Below are 12,905 nucleotides of genomic sequence, written 5' to 3'. Positions count from 1 at the left end.
GCCTAATCCAGCGTGAGGACGGCTGGCGGCGTATTCGCCCAGCGCTGACCGTAGCCTTCGATGAGCACCCGCCGGGGTTCATCGTCGTCGTCGGGGTCGGAGGGGACTGTGGCGATCCGGGGTCGGTCGAGCTGAATCTCCAGGCGGCTCGCCGCCAGATGCTCCACCCGCCCGGCGCCCCACTCAACGACCGTAACGCTCGAATCCATTGTGGATTCCAGATCAAGATCATCAATGTCGGCGGCGGACTCGAGCCGGTAGGCGTCGGCGTGCACCAGCGCGGGCCCAGCGGCGAGCGGCGGGTGCACCCGGACCAGCACAAAGGTGGGCGAAATGATGCCCGGGCGGACGCTAAGTCCCTGCCCCAGGCCCTGGGTGAAGGTTGTCTTGCCGGCCCCGAGGCCGCCGGAGAGGATCAGTAGGTCCCCGGGAACGAGGTCGGCACCGAGCGCTGCGGCGAACCGCTGCAGCTCAGCCGCCGACCGGACAGTGAAGTTGTGGGTCCACTGCAGGCCGTCAGTGCCGCTACTGGGATTCACTGGTGAGCGTCTCATTCAGGTAGGTGCGGGGCACGCGGCCGCTGATCCGCGTGACAATCTCGTAGTTGATTGATCCGCTGGCGTCGGCCCAGTCGTCGGCAGCCGGCTCAGATTCGTGCCCGCCAAAGAGGACTGCCGGCCGCCCCAGGACACTCCTGTCGGTGCCGACGATCCCGGTGGTCTGCAGGTCGATCACCAGCTGGTCCATGGCGATCCGGCCAACCACCGGATACTGACGCCCGTCCACCAGCACTGGCGCTCCGGTGGCGACGCGGGGAACACCGTCCGCGTAACCCACCGGAATCAGTGCCAGGGTGGTGGCCTTGTCAGTGCGGTAGGTGAGGCCGTAGGAGACGCCCTGGCCGGCAGGAACCTCCTTGCAACTGGCCACCGAGGTGACGAACCGCATCGCCGGTCGCAGTCCAAGACCTGCCGAACTCTGGCCGTGAAACGGCGACAACCCGTAGATGCCTAGCCCCACCCTCACCAGATCGAAGTGCGTGTCGGGTCGGGACAGTGCACCGGGGGTGTTGGCGAGGTGCCTGAGTTCGACGTCCACGCCGGCGTGCTCGGCGGCTGCCACCGCGTCCCGGAACCGGCTGATCTGTTCGTCAGTTTCCTGCCGGTCCGGTTCATCGGCCACGGCAAGGTGGGAGAAAATTCCTACCACCCGCAGCAGCCCCTCGTCCTGCTGTTTCAGGGCGCGGCCAACGAACGCGTCCCACTGCTCAGGAGGACACCCGTTGCGTCCCAGCCCGGTATCGATCTTCAGCTGGACCCGCGCGGGCCGTTCCTGGCGACGGGCGGCGGCCACCACATACTCCAGCTCCCAGCCGGACACGCCAATGTCGATCCCGTTCCGGATGGCCGCGCCAAAGTCGGATTCCACCGTGTGGAGCCAGGCGAGGATGGGGGCCCCGATGCCAGCCCCACGAAGGTCGAGGGCCTCGGAGATATGGGCGACCCCCAGCCAGGTGGCCCCCGATTCCAGGGCGGCGCGCGCGACCTGCCGCGCACCGTGCCCGTAGCCGTCGGCCTTGACTACAGCCATCAGACGGGCCGGGCTGACGACGTCGGCAATGTGCCTGACGTTGTGGCGCACCGCGTCCAGATCGATCTCTACCCGCCGTTCAACGGGCGGGGGATCATAAAGGTAACTCACTAGTCCATTCTGTCATTCCTCGGCAGCGCGCGGCGCCGCGCCGGCCGCACTCTGGCCCGGCAATGGTCACGCGTCGGACTGCCGTGCGATGGTCGCTGACGCCCGGCGGACAGCCTCCAGCGGAACCCCGGAGACCATTTCCTCAAGGAACTCGTAGCGTCTCAACCACTGCTTGCGCACTCTGTCGCGGGATTCACTCATCCGGTGCCACCAGTCGGCGATATCTCCCCACCCCGGTGCCGCGAGGGAGCCACCGACCTGCTGCACAGACAGCGCGGCACACAGGTTGGCGAACCGCAGCCGGTCGGCCAGCGAAAACCCTGCGAGGTCACCCATGACGAACGCCGCACCAAAGCAATCACCGGCACCAGTTGGGTCGTAGGCCTTCACCGGCAGGGCCGGAACCCATTCCTCTTCCCCCGTCAGAGAGTCGATGGCGATGGCACCCTGCTGTCCTATGGTCACCACTGCAACCGGCACCCGGTCGGCGAGCGCGTACAGTGCCGCCCACGGATCATCGGTGCGCGTGTAGGCCATTGCCTCACTGTCGTTGGGCAGGAACGCGTGGAAGTACTTGAGGGTGTCCAGGGCGCTCCCCGACCACTGCCCGGTGGGATCCCACCCCACGTCCCCGAAGAGTTTGGTTCCCTTGGCCTGGGCTGCGAGGGCCCAGGGTTCCAGCTCTGGTTCGACGCTTACGACGGCGGCGCGGCACCGTGGGGGCACCTCACCTAACAGCTCGGTCGCTGACACCGGCGAAGGGTGGCCGTGGGTGACCATCGACCGGTCCCGCTGCACCGACAGGGACACTGTGACCGGTGAGTGCCAGTTCTCGAAGGTTCGCGACCGGGACAGGTCAACATGCTCCTGATCCCGGAGGATTCCCCTGTTGTAATCGCCGTAGCCGTCGTCGCCAAAGGCCGCGGAAACAGTGGTGTGCAGCCCGAGCCTGCTCGCTGCGATCGCCTGGTTGGCCACGCCACCCGGGCAGGATCCCATCCCGTCAGCCCACACCTCGGTACCCGGAGACGGCAGGTGTTCAAGCCCGGTAAAGACGATGTCGAGGAAAACCGACCCGCTCAGCAACAGGTCAAACTCCGGGTCAGACGCAGAGCGGGTCTTGGCCAAAGGATCGAAACGATGCGCGGTACCCATGTACGGCACAATACTCTTAGGCTTCCGGCGCGCGGCACAGGTGTGACGCTAAACGCTGAAGAAATGCACCACCGACACCGTGGAGGATGAATGAAACTGGTCATTGTGGGCGGCGGCGGTTTCCGGGTTCCGTTGGTGTATCGGGCCCTGTCGACGGGACAGTTCGCCGGCGTCATTGACCGGGTGGTCCTGCACGATGCGGACCCTGGCCGGCTGACGGCAATTGCCCGCGTCCTGCAGACCATGCCGCTCCCTGCTGGGTCCGGCCCGCCGCACCTGGTCACCGAGCTAAGCCTCGACGCTGCCCTGCCCGGGGCCGACGTCGTGTTCGCCGCCATCCGCAGCGGCGGCGCCGCGGGTAGGGTGCTCGACGAGCGCGTCGCCCTGGACGAGGGCCTGCTGGGCCAGGAAACTGTGGGTGCCGGCGGCATCTCCTACGCGCTACGGTCGGTGCCCCAGATGCTGGTGGTGGCCGAGTCCATGCGGCGCGTGTGCCCCGACGCCTGGCTGATTAATTTCACCAACCCAGCGGGAATGGTGACCCGGGCGGTGCAGACTGTGCTCGGCGACCGGGCACTCGGGATCTGCGACTCGGCGTCGGGGCTGGTGTCTCGGGCTGCCGCGGCGGCCGGTGTTCCCCTGGCCGAGGGATCACTTGCTGGCGTTGACTATGTCGGTCTGAATCATCTGGGCTGGCTACGGGGTCTGACGCACGATGGCGTCGACCGCTTGCCGGCGCTGCTGGCGGACCCGCAGCGTCTTACCTCCTTCGAGGAGGGCCGGGTGTTCGGTCCGGACCTGCCACGGCTCCTGCGGTCGGTGCCCAACGAATACCTGTTCTACTACTACTTCCACCGTGAAGCAGTGCGATCCCTGGCCGGCGCCACCGAGACCCGCGGCGCGTTTCTGCACCGCCAGCAGGACCAGCTCTACACCGAGTTGCTCACTGCTCCGGAGCCGTTCGCCGTGTGGGAGGGTGCACGGCGTGCCCGGGAAGAGGGGTACCTTGCCGAGGCTCGCCCTGATGCCGGGGATCGTGACGAGTCGGATCTGGCCGGCGGCGGTTACGAACGGATTGCGCTCGCGGCGATGCGCGCCCTCCTGACCGGCCAACCAGCAGAGTTGATCGTCAATGTGCGCAACGGGAGTGCGCTGCCCACGCTGCCGGCCGACGCCGTCGTTGAGCTTCCGGCCCGCCTCGACCGGGCGGGGGCGATACCGCTCGCCGCTGGGCCCCCAACCTCCCACCAGCTGGGCTTGATGGCGCAGGTGCTGGCGGTGGAGGAAGCTGTAGTCAATGCCGCTGTCCACGCAGACCGGGACTCGGCGCTGCGGGCATTCGTGCTGCACCCGCTGATCGACTCCGCGCACGCCGCCTCGCGTCTTCTGCTTGGTTATGAGCACGCGTTCCCCGACCTGGCGGCGTTCTGGAAGTAGCCCCTAGAGCTCCCGGAACATGATGTGCAACCCCACAAAACCTTCAGCCGGATGCCTGAACGCACCGGGAGCCGTCGCGAGCGTGCGAAATCCCAATGACTGCCACAACCGCACTGCCCTGGTGTTCGTCTCCACCACTGCGTTGAACTGCATGGCACGGTAGCCCTGCTCGCGGGCCTCAGCCAGCACATGGCGGGCCAGCAGGCGCCCCACGCCCCGGCCGCCCGCGTTCCCAGCCACCATGAAACTGGCGTTAGCTACGTGCGACCCACCACCGGCGCGGTTCGCATGCAGCTGCGCAGTCCCGACGACGGCACCGACGGCAGCACCGACCGAGCCTGGTCCAGGGGTTTCCTCTGCAACGAAGACGCACATTGTGCGGTCAGCGGGAGCCAGCCACTCGGTCCGGGCCTGGGCCTCGGAGAGGCAGGTATCCCAGCAGTAGGTCTCTCCGACCCGCACCACCGGTTCCATGATGGCCCAGAGTGCTGGCCAGTCGGCGTCGGTGGCGCGCCGGATACCGAGGACCCCGGCGTCGGACATCTGATGGCGCCCTACGCGTCCAGGGCTTTGGCCCACAGGTTGATGTCCGATTCGACAGCAAACTCATCGATGGCGGTGAGCTCGTCCAGGCTGAACTTGAGATTCTTCACAGCAGCAAGGCTGTTGTCCAACTGGCTCACGCTCGAGGCGCCGATCAGGGCAGACGTAATGGCGCTGCCCTTTGACTGTTCACGCAGGATCCAGGCAATCGCCATCTGCGCCAGTGACTGTCCGCGGTCCTGGGCAATGGTGTTCAGGCCGCGCACCCGGCGCAGGTTATCCTCCGAGAGGTGGTCCTCGGACAGCGATTTGTTCGACGCCGCGCGGGAGCCCGCCGGAACGCCGTCGAGGTAGCGGTCGGTCAGCAATCCCTGGGCCAGGGGTGAAAAAGCGATCGATCCGACCCCCTCCTGCTGGAGCACCTCGGGGAGGTTGGGCGTGCCGTTTTCGACCCAGCGGTTCAGCATCGAATAGGAGGGCTGGTGGATGAGCAGTGGCGTGCCGAGATCCCTGAGGATGGCCGCCGCTTCGACCGTCTTCTCCGGCGAGTAGGACGAGATGCCGGCGTACAGGGCACGGCCGGAGCGCACGGCTGTATCCAGTGCCCCCATGGTTTCTTCCAGCGGGGTGTTCGGGTCAGGGCGGTGACTGTAGAAGATGTCCACGTAGTCCAACCCCATCCTGTTCAGCGACTGGTCGAGGCTGGCCAGCAGGTACTTGCGTGATCCCCATTCACCGTACGGTCCGGGCCACATGTCGTAGCCAGCTTTGCTGGAGATGACGAGTTCGTCGCGGAATGGCGCGAAATCGTCCTTGAGGTGCCGGCCAAAGTTCGTTTCGGCGCTACCGGCCGGCGGGCCGTAGTTGTTGGCCAGGTCAAAGTGAGTAACCCCCAGGTCGAAGGCACGACGCAGAATGGCACGCTGGTCAGCGAACGGCTTGTCATCCCCGAAGTTGTGCCAGAGCCCAAGCGACACGGCGGGTAGCTGCAGGCCGCTGCGCCCCACCCGGCGGTAGGGCATGGATTCGTAACGGTCGTCAGCTGGGTGATACGTCATGGGTCTCTCCTGGGTCTGGTGATTATGTCGAGCTGAGTCAGCGGAGGGCTGGCTCAGCCGAGGATTGCCGATCCGCGGGCGGGCAGGCTCAGGCGCCCGGCCTCAAGGGTTTCGCCCGGGACTGTGGATAGCAGGACCCGCGACGCGTCCACGTCAATGGAGCGTTCCTCGTCGGCTAGATTGACGACGACGACGCTTCCTCCGCGGCGGATCGCCAACCACTTTTCGGGTTCGCTGAACTTCACTGACACGGCGGTGAAATCAGGGTCCATCAGGTCGGGGGTGTTCCGGCGGAGCCGGATCAGACGGCGGTAGAGGTCCAGGAGGCGGGAGTGGTCACCCGTTTCAATCTCGGCCCAGTTGAGCTTTGCCGAGGCGAACGTGGCGGGATCCTGAGGGTTGGGTACCGTGTCGGCGTCCCAGCCCATCCGCTCGAACTCACGCAGACGCCCCTCAGCTGTGGCCTTGCCCAGTTCGGGCTCGGGGTGTGAGGTGAAGAAGGGCCACGGGGTGGACGCCGCGTACTCCTCACCCATGAATAGCATCGGGGTGAACGGTCCGGCGAGGTTCAGGACGGCTGCCTGCGCCAACTGCGCGTAGCCGACAGTTGCACCCATGCGGTCGCCCGCCGCCCGGTTACCGATCTGGTCATGGTTCTGGGTGCAGACCACCAGCTGGTGGGCGGTGATGTGGGCCGGATCGATGGGCCGCCCGTGGCCTCGTTCCCTGAAGGACGAGTAGGTTCCGTTGTGGAAAAAGCCGTCCTCCATCACCTTGGCCAGCGCGGAGACCGAATCGAAATCCTCGTAGTAGCCGGTGGTTTCCCCGGTGACGTTGACGTGCACTGCGTGATGGAAATCGTCGCTCCACTGCCCTGCGAGGCCGTAACCTCCGGTGGCGCGGGAGGTAATGAGCCGTGGATTGTTCAGATCGGATTCGGCGATGAGGAACAGGGGCTTGCCCAGCTCGTTCGCGCACCTGTCGGTCGCCGCAGCGAATTCCTCGAGGATATGGGTGGCCCGCTCGTCGTGGAGGGCATGAACTGCATCGAGGCGCAGTCCGTCCACATGATAGTCCCTGAACCACATAAGGATGTTGTCCAGGACGTAGCGTCGGACCTCATCGGAGTGTGGCCCGTCGAGGTTCAGGGAGTCGCCCCAGGTGTTGGCCTTGCCCTCGGTCAGGTACGGGGCGAACTGGCCAAGGTAGTTGCCGCTGGGGCCCAGATGGTTATGGACCACATCCTGGATCACGCCGAGGCCCCGCTGATGCGCCGCGTCGACGAAACGCTGGTACCCGGCGGGCCCGCCATACGTCTCCTGGACTGCGAACCAGAGGACGCCGTCGTACCCCCAGTTGTGGGTGCCGTTGAACGCGTTCACCGGGAGCAGTTCCACGTGCTGGATGCCGAGCTCGACCAGGTAGTCGAGCTTTCCGATCGCCGCGTCAAAGGTGCCCTCGGGGGTGAACGTCCCGATGTGCAGTTCGTAGATCACTCCCCCGCCCAGTCCGGGCGAGACCCATGAGCTGTCCTGCCAGGAGTAGGCGCCGGGGTCGAATGTCTGCGAGAGACCGTGTACGCCGTCGGGCTGGCGCCGGGACCGCGGGTCGGGGATCGGCGTCTCGGCGCCGTCCACCAGGTATCCGTAGTCGGTAACTCCGGACTCGGCCGGCTGGGTGTCGACTGCCCACCAGCCGTCGTCGCCCCTGCTCATGGCTGAGTCCGCGCCCCCTGCCATGAGTGAGAGGGTGGTGGCCTTAGGTGCCCAGACATCAAATCGGTTCCTCATGATGCGTCCTTCCTGACCAGCAGTGCCACTGGGTAGGTCTCAAAGAGCGTACCGGCCGGCACTGGGCCGCCGGAGAATGATGCGCCGGTGATAGCGCAGCTGTACTGGCCGTCCGGAAGGATGACGGCGGTGTCCCGCCAGCCGCCCCGGCGTTCAAGACCCAGCGGCTGCCGGGTCACCAGGGTAAGCGCTCCACCTCGATCGAACGCGAAGATGTGCTCAGCTGCCGCACCGGTGGTGGTGACGGCGGTGTACCCAGCGAACAGTTCAGGACGGTCCCGGCGCAGCTTCAGCGCTCGGGAGACGACGAGGAGCTTGGCCACCGCAGACTCATCGACAGCGGGCAGCGCGCCGAAGGCCAGGTCAACCAGGGACTGCTTCCGGGCCTCGAAGTCCACTGGGCGCCGGTTGTCAGGGTCCACCAGCGAGTCTTCCCAGAATTCCGATCCCTGATACACGTCGGGCACCCCGGGCATGGTCAGCTGCAGCAGCTTGGCGCTGAGCGAATTGGACCAGCCGTGGCCCTTGATCTTCGCCACCATGTCAGTCACGAGAGCGTTGACCGCCGGATTGTCATAGGCAGCGTCGACCGCCGCGTGCATGAGTTCCTCAAAGGCCTCGTTTGGGGCGGTCCAGTGGGTGCTTGAATCGGCTTCACGGGATGCTTTTTCCACATAGGCGTGGGCGCGTTCGCGGCTCAGCGGCCAGGCCCCAACCATCGCCTGCCAGAGCAGTGAGGAGAACGCAGGGTCCCCAAGGGGCGCTGCGTTCTCAAGCTGACCGAGCACAGCGGCCCAGTCCTCGGCCATCTCGGAGAGCACGCTGATCCTGGCGCGGGTGTCCTCGCTGCGTTTGGTGTCGTGAGTGCTCAGCGCTGTCATGGACAGCGGGGTATCACGCTGGCGTCGCAGCAGCCGGTTGTGCATTTCCACCCCGGTGATCGAAAAGATCGAGGGGTCAGCTCCTACCTCGTTGAGGGAGGTCAACCGGTTATACCGGTAGAACGCTGTGTCCTCGACGCCCTTGGCCATCACCATGCCAGATGTCTGCTGGAATCGCGTGGCCAGTTCGGTCATTGGTGCGTCGGGACCGGCCAGATACGGGTTCAACAGCTGGTGCAGCGTGTTGAGCGTGTCAGCGAGCTCAGGGCGGTACACCTGGGCCGCGACGACGGCGTCCTCAAGGTAGCCGGCACCACCGGGCAGGTAGCTCCGATAGACCGGGAAGCAGGCAAGCAACTCGGCGATGGCGTCGGCTGCACTGTCAGCGTCGAGCCCGGCGTCCGCAGGGATCAACCGGTTCAGGCGCAACACCTCGGACCGGAGGATCCCGTCGGCGATACCTCGTTTGGTGCCGTGGATCATGACCTGGAAGTCCTCAGCTGGCGCAGTGCGTTCGAGGGGTGCCTGCCCAGCGGGGTCAACGAACAGGCGATCAATGTCGGCGAGCGCGTCATACCCAGTGGTGCCCTCGCAGGCCCAGTCCGTGGGCAGTTTTTCCCCCGGCTCAAGGATCTTTTCCACAAGAACGTAGGCACCGCCGGTGAGCTCTCGGAGCCGGTCGAGGTAGCCCGCCGGGTCGGCGAGCCCGTCCGGGTGGTCGATCCGGAGTCCGTCCACCAGTGACTCCTCGAACCAGCTGCGGATCTCGCTGTGCGATTCGTCAAATACGCGCGGTACTTCGACTCGCAGACCGGCCAGGGTGTTGACCCCAAAAAAACGACGGTAGTTCAGCTCACTGTCGGCGCGACGCCAATTCACCAGTTCGTAGTGCTGCCGGGCATGCACGGTCTGTGCCGTGTCCCCGGTTTCGTAGCTGCCATCGGCGATGGGGAACCGGTGGTCGTAGTAGCGCAGTTCCCCGTCGTCGAGCTCCAGCGCCGACAGCTCCTCATCCCCGTCGCCAAGAACCGGGAGACGGATTTTCCCGCCCCCGGCTTCCCAGTCGACGTCGAACGCTTCGGCATAGGGTGAGTCCGGCCCGCCCTTGAGCAGGGCCGACCACCACTGATTCTGCGACGGCGTTTGCACACCCAGATGGTTGGGCACGATATCCACCAGTACCCCGAGCCCCGCCGCATGCGCGGCGTCCGAGAGCGCCACAAAGGCGTCCCGTCCGCCGCGCTCCGGGTCAACGGCCGTGGGATCGGTGACATCGTAGCCGTGTCCCGACCCCTGTTCAGCCGTCAGCACCGGCGACAAATACACCCAGTCCACGCCGAGATCCCGCAGATAGGGAACCACCGCGGCGGCCTCCGTGAGGTCAAACTCTGATCGGATCTGCAGCCGGTAGGTCGACTTCGGGGTCCTCATGCATGTACTCCTGAACTGGGTGCTGTGGCGTTGTGCGGGATGCTGCGGTGCCCGGTGCGGCTAGGCGTTGCCCGCCTGGTGGGAGTTGGCCAGGACGGCCAGCGACGCCGCAACCGAGTGATCAAGATCCTCGGTTTCAGCGTGGGCCCGCAAGACCACCATTGACTTGGCGTCGAGCGTGATGGTGACTGCCGCTGGGATGGCTTCCGAGTCGGCGAACTTACCGGCGGTGTCGATAACCTCGTCCCAGGCCGGAGCGTACTCCTGCGGCGGGAGGGTAAAGTCGACCGGCTGGTCGCTGGCGTTGAAGAACAACAGGAAGTTCAGGTCCGTGATCCGCTGCCCGCGGGCATCCCGGCCAGAGATCCCCTGCCCGTTCAGGAACACCCCGATGGAGCGGCCAAACCCGCTGTCCCAGTCCTCCGGCGTCATGATGGTGCCGGCGGTGTCCAGCCAGACGATGTCCGGCAGGGCCTCGCCCTCGCCACGGCGTACGGGCCGTCCGTCAAAGAAGCGGCGACGGCGGAAGGTGGGATGCTCGGACCGCAGCCGGTTCACTGCAGCGGTGAATTCGAGCAGGGGCTGGTCCATCTGGTCCCAGTGCACCCAGCTGAGCTCGGAGTCCTGGCAGTAGGTGTTGTTGTTGCCCTGCTGGGTGCGTCCCAGCTCGTCGCCGTGCAGCAGCATCGGGACACCCTGCGAGAGCAGCAGGGTGGCGATGAAGTTTCGCTGCTGACGGACGCGGAGGGTCTGCACCTCCGGGTTGTCGGTGGGGCCTTCCTCACCGCAGTTCCAGGACCGGTTGTGGGTTTCGCCGTCGTTGTTGTCTTCACCGTTGGCGTCGTTGTGCTTCTCGTTGTAGGACACGAGGTCGCGGATGGTGAACCCGTCGTGGGCGGTGACGAAGTTGATCGACGCGACCGGCCGACGCGCTGACTGTTCGTAGAGATCGGCGGAACCGGTCAGCCTTGAGGCGAACTCGCCGAGTGTTGACGGTTCCCCCCGCCAGAAATCGCGCACCGTGTCGCGGTACTTGCCGTTCCATTCGGTCCACTGTGGCGGGAAGTTACCCACCTGGTAGCCACCCGGGCCAACGTCCCACGGCTCGGCAATGAGCTTGACCTGTGAGACCACGGGGTCCTGCTGGACCAGTTCGAAGAACGCTGACAGGCGGTCCACGTCGTAGAACTCGCGGGCCAGAGTGGAGGCAAGGTCAAACCGGAACCCGTCAACGTGCATTTCGGTCACCCAGTAGCGCAGCGAGTCCATCAGCAACTGCAGGGAGTGGGGGTTGCCGACGTTGAGGGAGTTGCCGGTGCCTGTGTAGTCCATGTAGTACTTCTTGTCGTCTTCGACGAGCCGGTAGTACGCGGAGTTATCGATGCCGCGCATCGACAGGGTGGGGCCCATGTGGTTGCCCTCGGCGGTGTGGTTGTAGACGACGTCGAGGATCACTTCAATGCCGGCCAGGTGGAGCGCACGCACCATCGCCTTGAACTCCTGGACCTGTTCGCCGGTGTCGCCAGCTGAGCCATAGGTGTTGTGCGGGGCGAAGAACCCGATGGTGTTGTAGCCCCAGTAGTTGGTGAGACCCTTTTCCTGCAGCGTGCTGTCATTGACGAACTGGTGCACCGGCATCAGTTCGATAGCGGTGATGCCGAGTTTCTGGAGGTGGGAGATGACTGACGGGTGCGCCACGCCGGCGTAGGTGCCGCGCTGTTCCTCGGGTACCTCGGGGTGCAGCTGGGTGAGGCCCTTCACATGGGCTTCGTAGATGACCGACTGGTGGTAGGGAATCCGCGGTTTCCGGTCGCCGTCCCAGTCGAAAAACGGGTTCACCACGACGCCGAGCATCATGTGGGGTGCCGAGTCGTCGTTGTTGATCGAGTTTTCGTCGCCAAAGTTGTAGCCGAAGAGGGCCGGGTCCCAGTCGATCTGGCCATGGACAGCCTTGGCGTACGGGTCCAGCAGCAACTTGTTCGGGTTGCAGCGGTGGCCCTCTTCAGGTGCATTAGGTCCGTGCACGCGGTACCCGTACTTCTGGCCGGGAACAATCTGCGGCATATACCCATGCCACACATAGCCGTCCACCTCGTGCAGCTCGATACGCGTCTCGGTGCCGTCGTCGGCAATCAGGCAGAGCTCCACCTTGTCAGCAATCTCGCTGTACAACGCGAAGTTGGTGCCGGTGCCATCGTAGGTCGCACCCAAGGGGTACGCTTCGCCGGGCCAAAGTTCCATGTGATCTCCTGAAAGTCGGTAATTCATTGGTCGAAAAGTGAACGGTCCAGCTACCTTCATAGCGTAACCAGGTGACTATTTAGTGAATTGTGTCTTTCAACGGTGGGCCGGTGAGCAAATCAGCGAGGACCGCTCCGACATACCTTGGCAACTCCGAGACCACTACTGGCCCGACGGTAGCTGCTGTGGCGCCAGCCATTCCGTGCACCAACGCTGCCGCTGCCGCGATGGCTGCCCATTTGTCCTGCGCCGGGACCCCGATGCGTTCGGCGGCCGAGCCGCCGTCGTCACCAGCAAGCGTTGCCACCAGAGCACCGAGAATGCCTGAGAGTGTGTCGCCTGACCCGGCGGTGGCCAGCCAGGGCGTCGCTTCGGCCTGGCTGAAAACTGTTCCCGACGGGGACGCCACCACTGTGACTGGGCCTTTGAGGAGCACTGTCGCGCCGGTGAGTTCCGCCGCTTTCAGCGCGTAGGTGGCGGGGGCCGCCTCGATATCACTTCGGGTCACGCTGACCCGCCGGTTCGCCAGCACCTGCTGGAGCTCGCCGGCGTGGGGCGTAAGGATTACCTGCGGCCCTAGCCTGCGCGGCAGCAGTGGCAGCGCGCCGGCGTCGACCACCGCGGGCAGCCCGGAGGACATGGCATCGCGGGCCCGCCGCCGCTGGTCC

Annotated in this window: 10 protein-coding genes; 1 reads left to right on the top strand and 9 read right to left on the bottom strand. The window is 65.5% G+C overall.

What is annotated here, in order from left to right; genetic code table 11:
* Window positions 1–2: 2 nt before the first annotated feature.
* From tsaE to Y703_RS0105365, 3 genes are all read right to left on the bottom strand, one after another.
* A complete protein-coding gene (gene tsaE, locus Y703_RS0105375; RefSeq protein ID WP_026551889.1) occupies window positions 3–512 on the bottom strand; it encodes a tRNA (adenosine(37)-N6)-threonylcarbamoyltransferase complex ATPase subunit type 1 TsaE in 510 nt (169 codons plus the stop codon).
* A 13-nt stretch (window positions 513–525) separates the two neighbouring features.
* Complete coding sequence (alr, locus tag Y703_RS18135) at window positions 526–1,701, bottom strand: alanine racemase (protein WP_035763965.1); 1,176 nt, start codon at window positions 1,699–1,701, stop codon at window positions 526–528.
* A gap of 66 nt (window positions 1,702–1,767) precedes the next feature.
* Complete coding sequence (locus Y703_RS0105365; protein ID WP_026551888.1) at window positions 1,768–2,856, bottom strand: carbohydrate kinase family protein; 1,089 nt, start codon at window positions 2,854–2,856, stop codon at window positions 1,768–1,770.
* 90 nt (window positions 2,857–2,946) lie between these two features.
* Between Y703_RS0105365 and Y703_RS0105360 the strand changes: the two genes are divergently transcribed.
* A complete protein-coding gene (locus Y703_RS0105360; RefSeq protein WP_026551887.1) occupies window positions 2,947–4,293 on the top strand; it encodes a family 4 glycosyl hydrolase in 1,347 nt (448 codons plus the stop codon).
* Window positions 4,294–4,296: 3 nt separating this feature from the next.
* On the opposite strand, the gene Y703_RS0105355 is transcribed toward Y703_RS0105360, so the two are convergent.
* The 6 genes from Y703_RS0105355 to Y703_RS18130 all read right to left on the bottom strand — a co-directional run.
* On the bottom strand, window positions 4,297–4,836 hold the full coding sequence (locus Y703_RS0105355; protein WP_026551886.1) for a GNAT family N-acetyltransferase: 540 nt from the start codon (window positions 4,834–4,836) through the stop codon (window positions 4,297–4,299).
* Window positions 4,837–4,847: 11 nt separating this feature from the next.
* Window positions 4,848–5,894 (bottom strand): L-glyceraldehyde 3-phosphate reductase, encoded by a 1,047-nt coding sequence (gene mgrA / locus Y703_RS0105350; RefSeq protein WP_026551885.1) that lies wholly within the window; start codon window positions 5,892–5,894, stop codon window positions 4,848–4,850.
* A gap of 53 nt (window positions 5,895–5,947) precedes the next feature.
* The gene (treZ, locus tag Y703_RS0105345; RefSeq protein WP_026551884.1) at window positions 5,948–7,684 is read right to left on the bottom strand and encodes a malto-oligosyltrehalose trehalohydrolase; all 1,737 of its coding nucleotides are present in this window, start codon (window positions 7,682–7,684) and stop codon (window positions 5,948–5,950) included.
* Complete coding sequence (gene treY / locus Y703_RS0105340; RefSeq protein ID WP_026551883.1) at window positions 7,681–9,996, bottom strand: malto-oligosyltrehalose synthase; 2,316 nt, start codon at window positions 9,994–9,996, stop codon at window positions 7,681–7,683. Before treY ends, treZ begins: the two co-directional genes overlap by 4 nt.
* 60 nt (window positions 9,997–10,056) lie before the next feature.
* Complete coding sequence (glgX, locus tag Y703_RS0105335; protein ID WP_026551882.1) at window positions 10,057–12,237, bottom strand: glycogen debranching protein GlgX; 2,181 nt, start codon at window positions 12,235–12,237, stop codon at window positions 10,057–10,059.
* Window positions 12,238–12,316: 79 nt separating this feature from the next.
* On the bottom strand, window positions 12,317–12,905 hold a 589-nt coding region (locus Y703_RS18130; RefSeq protein WP_035763963.1), incomplete at its 5' end, for an ADP-dependent NAD(P)H-hydrate dehydratase.

The sequence above is a fragment of the Arthrobacter sp. H20 genome (genome assembly GCF_000520515.1).
In the GTDB taxonomy this organism is placed as follows: domain Bacteria; phylum Actinomycetota; class Actinomycetes; order Actinomycetales; family Micrococcaceae; genus Arthrobacter_D.
This window is presented reverse-complemented; position numbering and strand designations above follow the sequence as displayed.